Origin of the sequence: Paraburkholderia sp. BL17N1, assembly GCF_003634175.1 — a bacterium.
Lineage (GTDB): Bacteria > Pseudomonadota > Gammaproteobacteria > Burkholderiales > Burkholderiaceae > Paraburkholderia.
Map to the genome: position 1 here is coordinate 2317736 of NZ_RBIW01000002.1, position 17393 is coordinate 2335128.

15 protein-coding genes are annotated in these 17393 nt (G+C 64.4%); 6 read left to right on the forward strand and 9 right to left on the reverse strand.

The features are described 5' to 3' along the window. Nucleotides 1-25: 25 nt before the first annotated feature. A complete protein-coding gene (locus B0G82_RS30295; protein WP_121310013.1) occupies nt 26-1759 on the reverse strand; it encodes a penicillin-binding protein 2 in 1734 nt (577 codons plus the stop codon). A gap of 157 nt (nt 1760-1916) precedes the next feature. Here B0G82_RS30295 and B0G82_RS40715 point away from each other — a divergent pair, with 157 nt between their 5' ends. Beyond that, complete coding sequence (locus tag B0G82_RS40715; RefSeq protein ID WP_241974900.1) at nt 1917-2198, forward strand: hypothetical protein; 282 nt, start codon at nt 1917-1919, stop codon at nt 2196-2198. Nucleotides 2199-2487: 289 nt separating this feature from the next. Here the strand turns inward: B0G82_RS40715 and B0G82_RS30305 are convergent, their stop codons facing one another. Next, nucleotides 2488-4029 carry a methyl-accepting chemotaxis protein gene (locus B0G82_RS30305; protein WP_121310015.1) on the reverse strand — a complete coding sequence of 514 codons (1542 nt, stop codon included), beginning with the start codon at nt 4027-4029 and terminating at the stop codon, nt 2488-2490. Between the two features lie 122 nt (nt 4030-4151). Continuing rightward, nucleotides 4152-4490, reverse strand: a complete 339-nt coding sequence (locus tag B0G82_RS40320) for a hypothetical protein (protein WP_206751628.1) — start codon at nt 4488-4490, stop codon at nt 4152-4154. A gap of 142 nt (nt 4491-4632) precedes the next feature. Between B0G82_RS40320 and aepX the strand changes: the two genes are divergently transcribed. From aepX to B0G82_RS30320, 3 genes are read left to right on the forward strand one after another with little or no spacing between them, the layout of a single operon-like run. Further along, nucleotides 4633-6366 carry a phosphoenolpyruvate mutase gene (aepX, locus tag B0G82_RS30310; RefSeq protein WP_121310016.1) on the forward strand — a complete coding sequence of 578 codons (1734 nt, stop codon included), beginning with the start codon at nt 4633-4635 and terminating at the stop codon, nt 6364-6366. Beyond that, the gene (gene aepY, locus B0G82_RS30315) at nt 6363-7526 is read left to right on the forward strand and encodes a phosphonopyruvate decarboxylase (protein WP_121310017.1); all 1164 of its coding nucleotides are present in this window, start codon (nt 6363-6365) and stop codon (nt 7524-7526) included. Before aepX ends, aepY begins: the two co-directional genes overlap by 4 nt. Before the next feature lie 43 nt (nt 7527-7569). Further along, nucleotides 7570-8637: a 2-aminoethylphosphonate aminotransferase gene (locus B0G82_RS30320; protein WP_121310018.1), complete on the forward strand. Its 1068-nt coding sequence runs from the start codon at nt 7570-7572 to the stop codon at nt 8635-8637. A gap of 33 nt (nt 8638-8670) precedes the next feature. On the opposite strand, the gene B0G82_RS40205 is transcribed toward B0G82_RS30320, so the two are convergent. Next, complete coding sequence (locus B0G82_RS40205; RefSeq protein ID WP_165614491.1) at nt 8671-8823, reverse strand: hypothetical protein; 153 nt, start codon at nt 8821-8823, stop codon at nt 8671-8673. A 100-nt stretch (nt 8824-8923) separates the two neighbouring features. Further along, nucleotides 8924-9628: a PIG-L family deacetylase gene (locus tag B0G82_RS30325; protein ID WP_106282452.1), complete on the reverse strand. Its 705-nt coding sequence runs from the start codon at nt 9626-9628 to the stop codon at nt 8924-8926. Nucleotides 9629-9993: 365 nt separating this feature from the next. Here B0G82_RS30325 and B0G82_RS30330 point away from each other — a divergent pair, with 365 nt between their 5' ends. Further along, nucleotides 9994-10371, forward strand: a complete 378-nt coding sequence (locus tag B0G82_RS30330; protein ID WP_116147823.1) for a helix-turn-helix transcriptional regulator — start codon at nt 9994-9996, stop codon at nt 10369-10371. After that, nucleotides 10368-11669 carry a type II toxin-antitoxin system HipA family toxin gene (locus B0G82_RS30335; protein ID WP_121310019.1) on the forward strand — a complete coding sequence of 434 codons (1302 nt, stop codon included), beginning with the start codon at nt 10368-10370 and terminating at the stop codon, nt 11667-11669. The genes B0G82_RS30330 and B0G82_RS30335 overlap by 4 nt, the downstream gene beginning before the upstream one ends. 81 nt (nt 11670-11750) lie before the next feature. On the opposite strand, the gene B0G82_RS30340 is transcribed toward B0G82_RS30335, so the two are convergent. From B0G82_RS30340 to B0G82_RS30355, 4 genes are all read right to left on the reverse strand, one after another. Continuing rightward, a complete protein-coding gene (locus B0G82_RS30340) occupies nt 11751-13274 on the reverse strand; it encodes a UdgX family uracil-DNA binding protein (protein ID WP_121310020.1) in 1524 nt (507 codons plus the stop codon). Nucleotides 13275-13450: 176 nt separating this feature from the next. Then, the gene (locus B0G82_RS30345; protein WP_116147828.1) at nt 13451-14038 is read right to left on the reverse strand and encodes a nucleotidyltransferase family protein; all 588 of its coding nucleotides are present in this window, start codon (nt 14036-14038) and stop codon (nt 13451-13453) included. A gap of 123 nt (nt 14039-14161) precedes the next feature. After that, nucleotides 14162-16384: a xanthine dehydrogenase family protein molybdopterin-binding subunit gene (locus B0G82_RS30350; RefSeq protein ID WP_121310021.1), complete on the reverse strand. Its 2223-nt coding sequence runs from the start codon at nt 16382-16384 to the stop codon at nt 14162-14164. Then, on the reverse strand, nt 16381-17382 hold the full coding sequence (locus tag B0G82_RS30355) for a xanthine dehydrogenase family protein subunit M (protein ID WP_121310022.1): 1002 nt from the start codon (nt 17380-17382) through the stop codon (nt 16381-16383). Before B0G82_RS30355 ends, B0G82_RS30350 begins: the two co-directional genes overlap by 4 nt. Nucleotides 17383-17393: the final 11 nt, after the last annotated feature.

Genomic DNA, 17393 nt, shown 5'->3' on the forward strand with positions numbered 1-17393 from the left:
CCCGCATGCCGCCCGAAGCTCTCGTTCAAGTACCCGGCGCGTCCGGCGGCACACCCAGCAACTGCAGCGCTCCGCCCGTCACGCCGCTGAACACCGGGCCGGCCACCGTCCCGCCATAAAACGCCTTGCCCGCCGGATCGTCGATCATCACCGCAACGATCAGCCGCGGGTCGCTCATCGGCGCCATGCCGACGAACAGCGCGCGATAGCGGTTTTTCGCGTAAGTCGCGCCGACCTGTTTGCGCGCCGTGCCGGTCTTGCCGCCGATCCGGTAGCCCTCCACGGTCGCCGCGCGGCCTGTGCCACCCACACCGGTTGCCATTTCCAGCATCGAGCGGATGGCGCGCGCGGTGGCCGGCGTCGTGACCGCGTGGCCCTTGTCGCCGGATGGCGCGGCCGCCCCCGTTCCGTTGCGCAACAGACTTACGCGATGCATGGTGCCGTCGCCGGCATAGGCCGTGTACACCTGCGCCATTTGCAGCAGCGAGGTGGACAGCCCGTAGCCATATGCCATGGTCGCCTGTTCGATCGGACGCCAGCGTTTGTACGGACGCACCTTGCCGGATGCCACGCCCGGAAACGTCAGTTCCGGGCGCAAACCGAGCCCGTATTCCTGGTACTTGGTCCAGATCTTTTCGGCCGGCAGATTCAACGCGAGCTTGGCGAGCGCGATGTTGCTCGACTTCTGCACGGCTTCGGCAACGGTCATCACGCCGTGATTCGAGGTGTCGTGGATCACGGCCGGCCCGATCTTGTACCAGCCGGGCGCCGTGTCGATCACACTCTGCGGCCGCACCTTGCCCTCGTCGATCGAGAGCGCGACGACCACAGGCTTGATCGTCGAACCCGGCTCGAAGGTATCGACCACCGCGCGGTTACGTAACTGGCGGCCGGTCAGGCGGGCGCGGTCGTTCGGATCGAAGCTCGGGTAGTTGGCGAGCGCGAGGATCTCGCCGTTGCGCGCGTCGAGCACCACCACGCTGCCGGCTTCGGCGTGATGTTTGGCAATCGCTTCCTTGAGTTGCGCATAAGCGAGCTGCTGGATCCGCCGGTCGATCGTCAGGTGGATGGTGTCGCCGTTCTGCGCGGGCACGAGCGGCCGCGTCTCGGACACCACGCGCCCCAGCCGGTCGCGGATCACTTCGCGCTGGCCGGGCACGCCAAGCAGCCGTTCGTTGGCGGCGAGTTCGACGCCTTCCTGGCCGTTGTCCTCGATATCCGTGAAGCCGACCACGTGCGCCGCCGATTCGCCTTCAGGATAAAAGCGCTTCGAATCGGCGATCTGCGTGATGCCCGCGAGGCCCAATTTCGACAGATGTCCGGCGGTCTCGGCATCCACCTGACGCTTGAGCAGCACGAAGGTCTTGTCGCCGTTCAGACGCCGGCGCAGTTCCGCGAGCGGCAGATCGAGCAGCTTCGAGAGCGGCGCGACAGCCGCTTCGTCGATCAGCTTGGGCGAAGCCCAGATCTCGTACGTTGCGAGGCTGACGGCGAGCATCGAGCCGTTGCGGTCGACGATCCGCCCGCGCGTCGCGTCGAGTTCGATGGTGCGCTGATAGCGCTTTTGCCCTTGATCGACGTAGAAGTCCTGGTTCACCACCTGCACCCAGAACGCGCGTCCCGCGAGCGAGGCGAACGCGCCGAACACCAGCAGGACGATGAATTTCGAACGCCACATCGGCAGGCGCGCGGCCAGCAGCGGGTGCTTCGCGACGGGCGCGTAGGGATCGTGCGACTGCGATTTCTTCTTCTGGATCATTGGATGCGCATAACGAACAGCTCGATTAACTTGCGCCGCCTGAATCGGCGGCAGTGAATACCTTGAGTTGCCAGCGGAAACGCGCGGCTGGCATGCGCATCGCGAAACCGCTTGCTAGCACCACGAGCGACACCGGTTCCGGCGCCACGCCGCAGGCTTGCAAAGCCACATACACGACGCCGGCGTCGGGCGCGATGCTCGCGTACAACTCCTGACGCAAAACACCAGCGGCATCTGGTTGCGCAGTACGTCGCGCGGCATGCCGCAGCACACGCCGATGATCGCGCCGGCCAGCACGACAATGGCGGGGCTTGCGGCCTGCGCGGCGGCCACGTCGCAGCCGATCGCGTCGACCGTGACGAAGAGCCTTTGCCAGTTGCGCAGCCACCTCGCGCACGCCGCGGCTATCGACGCCGCTCCGATTGTAATGAGAACGTAATCTGTATGCGAGATCCACGCAAGAGGATAGTGACCGAGCCGAACGTCGCGCACCGTGCCGCCGCCGAGCGCGGTGACAGTGCCGACGAGGCGCAAACCGACGCTAGACCGGGGCGCGCGCGGCCATAAAAAAACCGCGCGGACTTGAAAAATCCGCGCGGCTGTTTCGTTCGATTAATGCGTCGACTCCGACGCGGCGTGTTAAAGAGGCGCTCCCTGCCTGTCGAGCGCCTTCTTTTTTTGCTGCTCCTGCTGTTTCCGCTGCTCGTGTCAGGCGGTGCAAAAAACGCTCAGGCCGGCAGCGCGAAGCTCGAAATCGCTTCGCGCAGCACACCCACCTGATCCTTCAAGGAATGCGCCGCAGCGGCGGCCTCTTCGACCAGCGCCGCGTTCTGCTGCGTGACCTGATCCATTTCGCCGACCGCGCGATTGACCTGCTCGATGCCCGCGCTCTGTTCGCGCGAGGCGTTGCTGATCTCCTCGAGAATCTCGTTCACGCGGCGCACCGATTGCACGATCTCGCCCATCGTCGACCCGGCGTTGGCGACCAGCGACGCGCCGGATTCCACGGTAGTCGTCGACGTTTCAATCAACGCCTTGATTTCCTTCGCCGCCGTGGCCGAACGTTGCGCGAGGCTGCGCACTTCGGCGGCGACCACCGCGAAGCCGCGTCCCTGTTCGCCCGCGCGGGCCGCTTCGACGGCGGCGTTGAGCGCCAGGATGTTGGTCTGGAAAGCGATGCCGTCGATCACGCCGATGATGTCGCCGATCTGCCGCGAGCTGGTGGTGATCTCGCCCATCGTGCGCACCACGTCGTCGACCACGCGGCTGCCGCGCGTGGCGACGTCCGCGGCCTGGCCGGCGAGATGCGCGGCCTGCAGCGCGCTGTCCGCGTTCTGCTTCACGTTGACCGTCATCTGGTCCATGCTCGACGCCGTCTCGACGAGCGCGGCGGCCTGTTCTTCCGTGCGCTGCGACAGGTCCGTGTTGCCGGCGGCGATTTCGGTCGCGCCGATATTGATGTTCTCCGTGCCGAGACGCACGCGCGACACCGTTTCGACGAGACCGGCCTGCATCGTCTGAAGCGCGTGCAACAGGCTGCCGGTGTTGTCCGACTGAACCGGCACGCGCGTGGCCAGATCGCCGCGCGCCATCAACCGCGCGTGTTCGACGGCCACTTCGAGGTCGCCGCCGAGCATGCGGCGAATACTGCGCAGCACCAGCAACATGACGACGGTGGCGATCGCGCCGAGCGCGACGGTAATGACGAGCCAGCGCAGCAGATTCGCGTAGAACGCGCGTTGCACGTCGTCCATGTACATGCCAGTGACGATATACCAGTCCCACGGCGCGAAGTGCCGCGAGAAGCTGGTCTTGGCCACGGGTTTGTCGCTGCCCGGCTTGGCCCACAGGTAGTCGACGAAGCCGCCGCCGTCGCGATTGCCCGCGTTGACGATATCGACGAACAGATGGTTGCCCGCCGGATCGGTGAATTGCGTCAGGTCCTTGCCGACCATCTGCGGCTTGAACGGATGCATCAGCATGACGGGCTGCGAATTGTTGACGGAGATGTAGCCGTCCGTGCCGTAACGCATCGCCTTGAGGGAATCGAGCGCCTGCTTTCTGGCTTCCTCGTCCGTGATGGTGTGCTGCTGCGCGAGCGTGTAGTAGCGCTCGACGATGTGGTTGGCCTGGTCGATCAGCGATTTCAACTGATCGCGGCGGTCGGCGATCATGGAGGCACGGTTTTGCCATGCGCCGAAGCCGCCGATCAGGATCAGGCCGATCCAGAGGACGGCGATCATCGAGGTCAGTTTTTTATTCAGGGTCATAGCGGTTTCTGCTTTCGCACAGTGGTCGGTCAGGGATTGGATTCGCTTGCGGCGAGTGGCTTGTCGCTGACTGTGTTTACGGCGCGGCGACAGAAGCTGCGCAGGGCAGGGGAAACCCGCTGTCAGGTATTTTTATTCGTCTGACTAAAAGGACTTTTTATCATCGCGAGGGCGGCTTTATGCTGCATTGCACTGGCTGATTTATTCGATGCCGACTCAATCGGGTTTCCCACTATTGCGGGTGGGAAAATGGCAGTGTTGGCGAATCGATAATAAGAGTTAAAACCTTCCGTAAATAAAATACGGATACTAAAACCTCGGTATCGCCACAACCGCGTGATGACAAAAACGAACGGACACGCCGCCCATCGAAGCGTGGTCGTGCGGTTGCGGCAGAATTCCACAAAACGCCAATAAAATCCAAGCAACTTCTCGCATTTGCGGATTGCAAAAAACGACACATTTTTCCACTTATCCGCAAATGAAGAAAACCGCAGTCACGGAAAAGACGAATAAATAAAAATTCCGCTATAGTCGCCGTTTTCCAGACGCCAGCCGGGCAATAGAAGAGCATTGATAAGCCCGCCACCAGGAGTACATAAAATGAACGCCCGCGAACCCGCTTTCGTGTCTGTTTCCCGTAGCGCGCGCCTGCGCCAGATGCTCGTCAGCAACGAACTCGAATTCATGATGGAGGCTCATAACGGCCTGTCCGCCCGCATTGTTCGCGAAGCCGGCTTCAAGGCCATCTGGGGTTCGGGCCTCGCGATCTCCGCGCAATACGGCGTGCGCGACAACAACGAAGCAAGCTGGACGCAAGTGGTCGACACGCTCGAATTCATGGCCGACGCCAGCGATCTGCCGATCCTGCTCGACGGCGATACCGGCTACGGCAACTTCAACAACGTGCGCCGCCTGGTGCGCAAGCTCGAACAGCGCGGCATTGCCGGCGTGTGTATCGAAGACAAGCAGTTCCCCAAGACCAACAGCTTCATCAACGGCGAAGCGCAGCCGCTCGCCGATATGGACGAGTTCTGCGGCAAGATCAAAGCGGGTAAAGACTCGCAGTCCGATGAGAATTTTTCGATCGTCGCGCGGGTTGAAGCGTTGATCGCCGGTTGGGGTATGGACGAAGCGCTGCGTCGCGCGGAAGCGTATCGCCAGGCCGGCGCGGACGCGATCCTGATTCACAGCAAGCTGTCGCGTCCCGACGAAATTCTCGAATTCGCGCGCGAATGGGCCGGCCGCGGGCCGGTCGTGATCGTGCCGACCAAGTACTACAGCACGCCGACCGAAGTGTTCCGCGAAGCCGGCATCAGCACGGTGATCTGGGCGAACCATCTGATTCGCGCGGCGACGTCGGCCATGCAGGCCGTCGCCAAGGAAATCCATTCGAGCGAAACGCTCGTCAATGTGGAAGACAGCATTGCCGCCGTCAACGAAATTTTCCGCCTGCAAGACGCCGACGAATACTCGGAAGCCGAGGATCGCTACCTGTCGAGCGGCCGTGCCGCCGGTTCCGCGGTCGTGCTCGCGGCGAGCCGCGGCAAGGGCCTCGAAGCCGTGACCGAAGACCGTCCGAAGGTGATGCTGCCGATCGCCGGCAAGCCGCTGTTGCGCTGGCTCGTCGATGCGTTCAAGAAGCAGGGCGTGAACGACATTACCGTGGTCGGCGGTTATCGCGCCGATGCGATCGACACGGCGGGCATCAAGCTCGTCGTCAATGAACAGCACGCGCAAACCGGCGAACTCGCGTCGCTCGCGTGTGCGGTCGATAAACTCGCGGGCGACACGGTGGTCTCGTACGGCGATCTGCTGTTCCGCAGCTATATCCTGCGTGATCTCGTGGAGAGCGAAGCGGCGTTCAGCGTGGTGGTCGATTCGTCATTGACCGACGCCGAAAATGCCAGTGTGCGCGATTTCGCGTGGTGTTCGGCCGCCGACGACCGCGGTTTGTTCGGCAACAAGGTCGTGCTGCGTCACGTTTCGAGCGGGCAGGATGCATCCTCGGCGATCGCGTCGCAAATACCGCATGGCCGCTGGGTCGGTTTGCTGAATGTGCGCGGTGAAGGCCGTGAGCGTTTGCAGGCGGTGATGAGCCAGTTGCAGGCGCGCGCGGATTTCGCGTCGCTCGACATGCCGGCGTTGCTGAACGCGCTGATCGAAGCGGGTGAATCGATCGAAGTGCAATACGTGCACGGCCACTGGCGCGGCGTGAACGACCTGGAAGACTTCCGCCGTGCGGGCGATTTCGCGCATGCGCAGGCGCCGTTCGCGGCCGCGGTTGGCGCAGCCGGCAAAGATGCGACGGACGCAGCGAGCGGAGCCGCGCAATGATCGAGGCAGCACAGTTCGTCGAGGCGGCGCGCGAGCGCGGCTTCGACTGGTATGCGGGCGTGCCGTGCTCGTATCTGACGCCGTTCATCAACTACGTGTTGCAGGACGAATCGTTGCATTACGTGTCGGCGGCCAATGAAGGCGACGCCGTCGCGTTGATCGCGGGCGTCACGCTCGGCGCGCAAAACGGCCGGCGCGGCATCACCATGATGCAGAACTCCGGGCTCGGCAACGCCGTGAGCCCGTTGACCTCGCTCACGTGGACCTTCCGTCTGCCGCAATTGCTGATCGTCACGTGGCGCGGCCAGCCCGGTGTCGCCGACGAACCGCAGCACGCGCTGATGGGTCCGGTCACACCCGCGATGCTCGAGACGATGGAGATTCCCTGGGAAACCTTCCCGACGGAAGCCGACGCAAACGGCCCGGCGCTCGATCGCGCCATCGCGCATATGGATGAAACCGGCCGCCCGTACGCGCTTGTGATGCAGAAGGGCAGCGTGGCGCCGTACGAATTGAAGGACAGCGGTGCGAGCGAGCGCCGCGTGCCTGTCACGCCGCAATCGCGGTTCACGAATGTGGCGGCGAGCGAACTGCCTTCGCGTCACGACGCGCTGAACAAGGTGATCGCGCACACGCCGCTCGAATCGACGGTGGTGCTCGCGTCGACCGGCTTTTGCGGGCGCGAGCTCTATGCGATCGACGATCGTGCGAACCAGTTGTACATGGTCGGCTCGATGGGTTGCGTGACGCCGTTCGCGCTGGGTCTTGCGTTGTCGCGTCCCGACCTGCACGTGGTCGCGCTCGACGGCGACGGCGCCGCGCTGATGCGCATGGGCGCATTCGCCACCATCGGCGCGTACGGCCCGTCGAATCTCACGCACGTGCTGCTCGATAACGGCGCGCACGATTCGACCGGCGGCCAGGCCACGGTCTCGCCGCAAGTTTCGTTTGCGGGCGTGGCGGCGGCGTGCGGTTATGCGTCGGCGGTCGAAAGCGACGACGTGAATGTGCTCGACGACCTGTTCGAAGCCGCGCCGCTCGACGGCCCGCGCTTCGTGCGTCTGGCCATTCGTCGCGGCACACCCGACGGGCTGCCGCGTCCCACCATCACGCCGCCCGATGTGAAGACGCGTCTGATGCGCCACATCGGCGCCGCTTGAAGTCAACCTCGAGTCAAACTCGATTCAATGTCAGGGAACGCTCATGCTGCTGCTTAATCCCGGCCCGGTGACGCTCACCGAACGCGTTCGCAACAGCCTGTTGCAGACGGATCTGTGCCATCGCGAAAGCGAGTTTTTCGATTTGCAGGAAGAGGCCCGCACGCGCCTCGTCGATCTCTACGGTCTCGACGCGCGCGAATGGCAGGCGGTGCTGATGACAGGCTCCGGCACGGCGGCCGTCGAAAGCATGACTGCCGCGCTGGTGCCGCAGAACGGCAAACTGCTCGTGGTGGAAAACGGCGTGTACGGCGAGCGTATTTCGCAGATCGCGGCGCAATACGGCATCGCGCACGAATCGCTGAAGCACGACTGGATGCAGGCGCCCGATCTCGCCAGGATCGGCGAACGTCTCGATGCGGACAAGGCGTTCACGCACGTCGCCGTGATCCATCATGAAACCACCACGGGCCGTCTGAACGATCTGGTTGCGCTCGGCGCATTGTGCCGCGAACGCGGACTGCGTCTGCTGGTGGACGGCGTGAGCAGCTTCGGCGCGGAGACGATCGATTTCGCCGACACCAGTCTCGACGCGGTCGCCGCCACGGCGAACAAATGTCTGCATGGCGTGCCGGGCGCCTCGTTCGTGCTGGTGCGCCGCGCGGCGCTCGCGCAGGCGGCGAGCCGCACGTATTACCTGGATCTCGGCCGTCTCGCGAAGTTGCAGGATCAGCGCAACACGCCGTTCACACCGTCGGTGCATGCGTACTATGCACTGGTCGAAGCGTTGCGCGAACTCGCCGACGAAGGCGGCTGGCGCGCGCGTCACGCGCGCTATGCGGCGCTGGCTGAACAGGCGCGGGCGGGCCTCGCCGAGCGCGGCATCGGCAGCGTGCTGCCGCCGGAAGAGTCGTCGGTGGTGCTGCGCGCGTACCGTTTGCCGCAAGGCGTCGCGTATCCGCACCTGCACGACGCGCTGAAGGCGCGCGGCTTCGTCATCTATGCAGGGCAAGGCGGCTTGTCGGCCGAACTGTTCCGCATCTCGACGATGGGCAACATTCACGCGGCCGACATCGACCGTCTGTTGCAAGGCTTTACCGAACTGATGCGCTGATTCGCGCTTGCGGTGGCTGGCCGCGCAACGCGGTCACACCGGGTCTTTGTCCGGCGGCCCATCGGGCCGCTGCGGCTCCTCTGTGTGATGGCCAGGCGACGGCGGCACCAGCGGATCGGCTTCCGGGTCGCGGTTCGGATCGGCGTTGGGGTCGGGAATCGGACTGGTATGCATGTCGTAGCTCATGGCAGCACCTTTGAGTGGAGAAGAAGCCGGTGCGGCGAGGGCGTCGAACTCTCGCCGGCCGTTCTCTTCAAGCGTAGGCCTTTCCGGCGCGCCGCGTCTGCTACTTTTTCACGCGACGACCCACGCTGAGCTGCCAGTAGCGCTCGGTCGCGAAGATGTCGTCGTAATTGCCTGCGCCAAACGCGCGCAACTGGCTCTCATAAGCATAGACCGCCTCGCGTTTGAGTTGTGCGCGGCGCTGCGCGTCGATGGTGTGGCCGGCGCTTGGACTGGCCGGCGTCGCGACGATGCCGCGCTGCGCGAGATCGGCGAGCCGCGCCTGCACCACGCCGGGCGTGCGCCGGTGAATCGCTTCCTCGTAGCCGAACCAGGTTAGATGCGACAGGCGCGGCAGGATTTCACAGCAGGCTTCGAACACTCGCACGTGATCGTCGTGATATAGGCCGAGCGGCATCAGCAAGGTGTTGGCGGTGGTGCGGTAGATGGTTTCTTCGAGCGCCGCCGCCATTTTGCTGATCGACGGCGAGTCCGAATACTGGCTGTCGCGAAATGGCATGCGCAGCGGAATCGCGTCGAGCACTTCGAGTGCGCGGTTGTCTTCCAGCGTGCGTTCGTGGATGGCCTGATGGGCGTCCGTGAAGCCTGACTTTTCATCCCATTCGGTGTGCATCGGCTGCTCGGGCGGCGCGGCGAATACCGTGCAGACGGCGGCGTCGGGATGGGCGGCGAGCAATGCGCCGCAACTGAAGACGGCGTCGTCGAAATGGGGCGAGACAATGAAAAGGCGCGGGCTGGTTTCGCTCATGGGGCGTGTGATGGGTTCGCGACGCGCGGGCCGGGAACGAAACGGGTAGAGGCTCAAGTGTCGCGCCGGTGCTTGGGAAAATGCGGCGTCACATCAGCTTAGGCGGAATCGTTGCGGCTTGCGCGGCGGGTTTGTGATCCGCAAGGCGCGTGCCTGAGGGCTCGACGGGTGGTGGGTGAATCCCGGAACGTCCCTTTTGGCTACGCGTGTGCCGCCATCCGCACGACTTTCCGTTCCTGTTAATCGCTCACATATGATCGCTATATGTTTAGAAAAGATCATCTGTGAGCGATTAAGTCGATTTTCTTGACCCAGGAACAATGCGCGCGGACAATAGGAAACCCATATCCTGAATTACCGCTCATATGGAAACCACAAAGCCACATAAGCGCTCACATGTGAGCGTTAAAAGAAAAAGAGATCCGATCCCTCTGCCGGTCGTGCGTGCCTTGAAGAAACTCGGAGCCGACCTTGCGCTGGCGCGCCGTCGACGCCGGTTGACCCAGGCGTCAATGGCCGAGCGCATTCAGACGTCCGTCGCTACGCTGCGTCGCATGGAACACGGCGACGAACGTATCTCTATCGGCACGATCGCGCAGGCGTTTCTCGTTCTGGGTGAGTTGGACAAAATCGACGGACTAATGGATTCCGCTGGCGACACCATCGGGCTGACCTTAATGAACCAGCAACTGCCGCAGCGGGTTCGCAATAAACGTGTCACGCCAGAATCGGGGGCGCTATGAAGCGGCCTGTGTCGCAGCAGATCGTCCGGGTGGCGCTTGGGCAAGCGGCGCTTCCCGTTGGCGCCCTGACTTTCAACAAGGACGGCGCACGCGAAAACTCAAGCTTTGCTTATCACGAAGCGTGGCTGCAATCCACCGGCCGGTTCGAGATTTCGCCCGATTTGCAGCTGGTTTACGGTCAGCAGTTTCGTAAGGCGCCCAGCAGGGACGATTCGATTTTTCACTTCGCATTTGCGGATACCGAGCCCGACGGATGGGGATGCCGGGTGATCGCGCGTGACCACGCGAGGCGTCGCAAGTCGGCGCAGGAGAAGGGACTGGAGGTGCCGCGCGCCGGGCTCACGGAGATGGACTACCTGCTGGGCGTCGACGATATGAGCCGGATCGGTGCGTTGCGATTCGTGGATGAAGCGGGCAACTATTTGCGCAGCATTGAAGACGGAGGGCGTGGCACGCCGCCCTTGCTCGAATTGGGTCATTTGATCGGCGCCACTCGCGCGGTCGAGATGAACAGGGAAACCGCAGCCGACCTGAAGTATTTGCGCGGGCGCGGGACGTCGCTTGGCGGTATGCGCCCCAAGTGCACGATTCTCGATGAGGACGGGCAACTGGCCATCGGCAAATTTCCCAGCGTCAACGACGACCGCAGTGTCACGCGTGGGGAAGTGCTCGCTCTTCATCTGGCCGCGGCCGCCGGCATTACGGTGGCGCAGTCGCGCATTGTCATGTCGGAAGACATCCCGGTTGCGCTCGTGCGCCGCTTTGATCGTGTCGCGAACGGCGGCCGGATCCCGTACCTCTCGGCTGGCTCCATGCTGCAAGCGTCACGGCAGGAAGAGCACGCCTACACCCAGATAGCTGATTGCATCATCGCGCGTTGCGTGGACCCGAAGCGCGACCTCGAGGAGTTGTGGCGGCGACTCGTGTTCAATCTGCTGATTACCAATGTCGACGACCATGTGCAGAACCACGGTTTCCTGCACGTCGAGCATGGGCAGTGGCGGCTCGCGCCGGCGTTCGACATCAACCCTTTCCCGGATAAGGACCCCGAGCTGAAGTTATGGCTCAATGAAGACTACGGGCCGGTCGACTCGATCGAGGCGGTGATGAATGAAGCGCCTTACTTCAGGCTCTCTGCCGACGAGGCGAAACGCATTCTCAATGAAGTTCGCAACGCGGTCAGAGACTGGAAACGTGTCGCGAAGTCGGCGCCGGTCGGCATGACTGACGACGACCTCGATGCCTTCCAGCCCGCGTTCGAAAACGAGCAGGTCAAGGTGGCAACGGCTCTGCAATGATTTGGATGCGCAGAGGCATACGATAGTCAATCAATGAAGTAGACGCGTGCGTGAGCAGCACAAACCCAAGGGTAAAAAAAGCTACGCCTCTGCCGCCGCCAACGCCGCCGCGTGACTGAACGCCGTCACCATGCCCGCGACGATATCCTCGCGCAGCCGGCTGTCGGCCATTTTCAGCGCATAAGACGGATGCCACGTCGGCACGATCAGCCGGCCGCCGTGATCGATGGTCTGCCCCAGATATTCCGACAGATTGACGTGCGCGCCGGTCAACGCCTTCAGCGCCGTCGCGCCGAGTGTCACAACCACGCGCGGCGCGATCTGCGCGAGTTCGTGGTCCAGCCAGTACTGGCAAGCCTCGACCTCGCGTCGCGCGGGCGTTCGGTGGACGCGCTGCTGCTCCAGCGTTTCCCATTTGTAATGCTTGACGGCATAGGTCAGAAAGAGCGCCCCGCGATCGAGGCCGGCGCGCGCAAGCACCGTGTCGAGCAGTTGACCGGCGAGGCCCATGAAGGGCACGCCATGCTGGTTCTCATGCTCGCCGGGTTGTTCGCCGACCACCATGAGCGCGGCGTGAGCCGGGCCGGCGCCCGCGACGGCCTGCTTTGCGTTGCGCCACAACGCGCAGCGCCGGCAGGTGGCTAGCGGGCCGGTGGGCTCGCGCAAGGGTGGTGTCACCGCCGAATATTCGAGCGGCGGCATCTCCGGAACGGTGACGGTGCCGCTCTGCGCGCCGAGACGGCTGCGCTTGCGCGCGAGTTGCGCGGGCAGCGGCGGACCAGCGGGCGGCGTTCTCCAGTAACGCAGTGGCATGGGCGCCGACGCGCCATTGAATACGTTGGCGTAGTAGGCGAGCCAAAGCGCCTCGGTGGGTTCGCTGGTCGTGGCTTCGCCGGCCATGGCGGCGGGCGGCAATGTCGGCGTGGTCGGGCCGTTCGGCTGGCTCGGTGGTAATGCTGGCGTGGCTGGCTCGTTCAACTGGCCGACCGGCAAAGCGTGCGTGACGTGTCCGTTTTCTTCCGTTGCCGGCCGGCTGATTTGCAGCAACATGCCGTTCCAGAACGCAGCGCCCTGCGGCGTCGCCAGCATCCACGTGGAATCGCCCATGCGCTCGGCAAAACGCTCGGCGGCCTGCGCCAGCAAATCATGATGCGGCTCGTACCAACCGACGAATTCCGGCGGCCCCATGGACGGATCGCGTCGCCTGAACAGGGTGAGCGCCACCAGATCGCCGGTTTCGTGCTCGACCGACTGGATGCGCTGATCGAGCAGCGCGCCGTCGGCGTCTTGCGGATCGAGCACGTGGCGTTCGCCGTGTGTCCAACGCCACAGGATGCGATAGAGCAGGGACCAGCGGTCCGGCGCGTAAACGCACGCCGCCGTTTTCAGCCAGGCGAGCAGTTCGCGAGGAATGGCGGGCGTAGGGGCGGCCGGAGCGGTGGCGGAACCTTGTTGAGCGCTTGCGTTGCCGTTATGCGAGCCGGCCGGATCACACGAATCGCGTTCAACCCACTCGATTCGCTCCGGTTCGACGCCTTGCCGTAACAGTTCCCGCGCCGCATGGCGCCAGGCGGCAAAAGACGGTTCGATAGAAATACGTTTCATGCGGACGCGCCGCGGCTGTGCGTGACTAAACGCATTAAACCGCGTGGGTTGAAATACTGTATGGATATACAGTATGCGCCTGAATGCCGGTCCAGATCAAGCGTGTCAGCAGTCGCGGCCGATTGCGCCGACGATAGTGTGTCTACCGGTAACGCCCAGCTGTACCAAGCGCACAACTACAGCTTGCGCAAGTCCTCAGGCGTATCGACGTCGCGCAAGATACCCGCATCGTCCACATCAAGGCGCGTCACCTGCTGCGACATGAAGAGGGATCTCGCGCCCATATCGCCGTCGAGCGCCAGCAGCGCGTCGCGATGCTCGATGCCGAAGCCGACCGGATGCCCGCGCTGTCCCTGGTAAAACGGCGCGACCAGCGAAGCGCCGCCGTCCAGGGCGCGCGCCACGGCTTCGATCGTGGTAGTGGCGATGCGCGGCATGTCCGCAAGCGCGACGATCCAGCCTTCGGCCTCCGCGCTTGCCCCGACACCGGCGGCGAGGCTTGCGCCCATGCCGCGCTCGGCGTCCGCCGCGAACACGACGTCGCAGCCGGCGTCGTTGAGCAGCCGCGCGAGCGCGTCCGAACCTGGCCGCACCACGGCCACCACCTGCGTCACGACCCGCAGCAGCCGATGCGCGGCTTCATGCGCCACCAGCGTGCCATCGGGCATGCGTGCCAGCAGTTTACTGTGGAGGCCTTCCGGGTCGAAGCGCGAGCCGAAACCGGCGGCGAGCAACACGCCAGTGGCGAGCGAAGCGTAGGCCATGGGCGGGCACCGGTAGAAGGAATGAGGTCGATTGTGCGATGCAACGCGGCCACAGGCAAGCGCGAATATCAATGCGCGGCGCTCGCCGCCCCGATTTCCGCCGCGACCGCAACAGCGCGCCCATCAAACCTGCATCGCGCCCATGACCTTATCGAGCGTGACGGGCAAATCGCGCACGCGCACGCCGGTGGCGTGATACACCGCGTTCGCAATTGCCGCCGGTACGCCCGTAATGCCGATCTCGCCGATTCCTCGTACCCCGAGCGAGTTGATATACGGATCCGGCCGGTCGATAAAGGTAATGTCGAGCGAGCCGATATCGGCATTCACAGGCACGTGATATTCGGCGAGATTTGCATTGGTGAAGCGGCCATAGCGCGTATCGAGCGAGGTCTCTTCCTGTAGCGCCGCCCCAATGCCCCACACGATGCCGCCCATCAACTGGCTGCGCGCCGTCTTCAGGTTGAGCACGCGACCCACGTCGTACACGCCGACCACGCGTGCCACGCGGATCGTGCCGAGATCGGCATCGACGTGCACCTCCGCGAACACCGCGCCGAACGAGTGGAACGAGTACTTCTGCTTTTCGTCGCCCGGCTTGACGGTCGCACTCGCCTCGATCGGCTTGCCGCCCGAGCGCGCGATGATCGCCGCCGCCGGATCGCGCTTGCCCGGTTGCGAGCGGCTCATCACCCAGCCGTTTTCCACGGTGATGTCGTCGAGCGCGATGCCGTGCACGGGCGAAGCCTGATCGGCAAGCGCGAGCGCGATCAACTGGCTGCGCGCCTGGCTCGCCGCGTCGCGCACGGCCGGCGATACGCTCGCGGCCGACTGCGATCCGCCCGACACCGGCGCTCTGGGCAGCGACGAATCGCCGAGCGCGAAGTGGATGTTCTCCGGCGCGAAGCCGAGTGCGTCGGCGGCCACCTGGGTCATCACGGTGTAGGTGCCGGTGCCGATATCCTGCGTACCGGAGGCGACCATCGCGGTGCCGTCCGGCAAGATCCGCGCAAGGGCGCTGGCTTCGCTGCGATTGGCCGGATAGGTCGCGCTCGCCATGCCCATGCCGATCAGCGTGCTGCCGTTGCGCATCGAGCGAGGCGCCGGCGAGCGGCGCGACCAGCCGAATTTCTCCGCGCCGGTCAGATAGCACTCGCGCAATGATTTGCCCGACCACGGCTTGTTTTCCTGCGGATCGGCCTCGGCGTAATTCTTGATGCGCAGCGCGAGCGGGTCCATCTTCAAGGCCGCCGCGAGTTCGTCCATGGCCGATTCGAGCGCGAACGAACCGGTCGTCTCACCCGGCGCGCGCATGAAGGTCGGCGTGCCGAGATTGAGCGGCACGATGCGGTGCGTGGTCACCTGGTTCGGCACCGCGTACAGCATGCGTGTGACCATGCAGCAGGTCTCGGTCCAGTCTTCGATCACAGAGGTGTTCGAGATGCTGTCGTGGCGCATCGCGGTCAGCGTGCCGTCGTGGCGCGCGGCGAGCACGAAATGCTGTTCTGTGCGCGGCCGCGCGCCGACCGGCCCGAACATCTGCGGCCGTTCGAGTACGAGCCGCACGGGGCGCCCGGTTTGTTTCGCCGCCATCGCGCACAAGGACACATGCGACCACGACGAGCCCTTGCAACCGAAGCCGCCGCCCACGAATGGCGAAATCACGCGCACATCGGCGGGCGAAACGCCGAGCGTTCTGGCGATTGCCTGCGCCGCGCTGCTGACGCCTTGTGTCGAATCGTAGAGCGTGAGTTGCGGACCGTCCCAACGCGCCATGGTGGCGTGCGGCTCCATCGGGTTGTGATGTTCGATCGGCGTGGTGTACGTCGCGTCCACGCGTACCGCACCGCTTTGCAGGCCGTCGTCGAAGCTGCCGCGTCGCGTGTCGGTTTGCCGGCCTTGCGGCTTGTCCGGCGCGTGCGCGTTTGGCTTGGCCTGCGCGAAGTCCAGCGTCGCTGCGCCGCTCTGATACGTGATGCGCAATTGATGCGCGGCGTCGGTGGCGTGTTCAAGCGTGTCGGCCACCACCACGGCGACCGGTTCGTTGCTGTAGTGAATCTGATTGTCCTGCAGCAGCGAAAGGCGGCGTCCCGCGGGCGGCGCCAATGCGGCCTTGCCGCCGTTCGGCAGACGCGGCGCGTTCTGATACGTCATCACGAGCAGCACGCCGGGCAGTGACTGCGCGCGGCTCGCATCGATCGATGCAATGGTGCCGCGCGCGATCGTGCTGGTGACGAGCACCGCATGTGCGAGACGCGCTTCGGGAAATTCGGCGGCGTAACGGGCTTCGCCGGTGACCTTGAGCAGGCCGTCGATCCGGTCGACGGGTTGGCCGATGAGATTCATGCGACACCTCCCGCGTGCCCGGCGGCCTGGTTCACGGCGCGCACGATCGCACGCTGCGCGAGCTCCACCTTGAAGCGATTCTCGCGCTGCGGCCGCGCTTCGCGCAATGCGGCCGAGGCGGCGTTATTCAGCGTTGCCTGCGTGAGCGGCTGGCCGTTGAGCATCTGTTCCGCGACACTCGTGCGCCACGGTTTGTGCGCGACGCCGCCCAACGCGATGCGCGCGGTCTTCACGCGAACGCCGTCCATCTGCAAGGCGGCGGCGACCGAGATCAGCGCGAATGCGTAACTGGCGCGGTCACGCACTTTCAGATAATGCGAGTTCGCGCTGAAGAGCGGCGGCGGAAGATCGACGGCGGTAATCAATTCGCCCGGCTGCAACGTGGTGTCGACATCGGGCCGGTCGCCGGGAAGCCGGTGAAAGTCGGCGAACGCAATGGTTCGCTCGCCGGCCGGGCCGCTCACGCGCACCACGGCATCGAGCGCGGCAAGCGCCACGCTCATATCCGACGGATTCACCGCGATGCATTGCGGACTCGCGCCGAGAATCGCATGGGTGCGATTGTGGCCGTCGAGCGCCGCGCAGCCGCTGCCCGGCATGCGCTTGTTGCACTGCGTGAAGGCCGTGTCGTAGAAGTAGCCGCAACGCGTGCGTTGCAGCAGATTGCCGCCGACGGTCGCCATATTGCGTAATTGCGACGACGCGCCCGCCAGAAATGCTTGCGAGAGCAACGGGTATTGCTCGCGCACCAGCGCGTGGTTGGCGGCATCGCTGTTGCGCACCAGCGCGCCGAGCCGGATGCCGCCGTCCGGCAGTGTGGTGACCGTATCGAGTCCGCCGATATGCGTGATATCGATTAGCCGCATCGGCCGCGCTACGCCGCCCTTCATCAGATCGAGCAGATTCGTGCCCCCGCCGATGAACACCGCCCCCGGCTGCTGCGCTGCCCGCACTGCGCCGGCGACATCGCCGGCGCGTTCGTATGAGATCGCATCCATGCTGTCGCTCC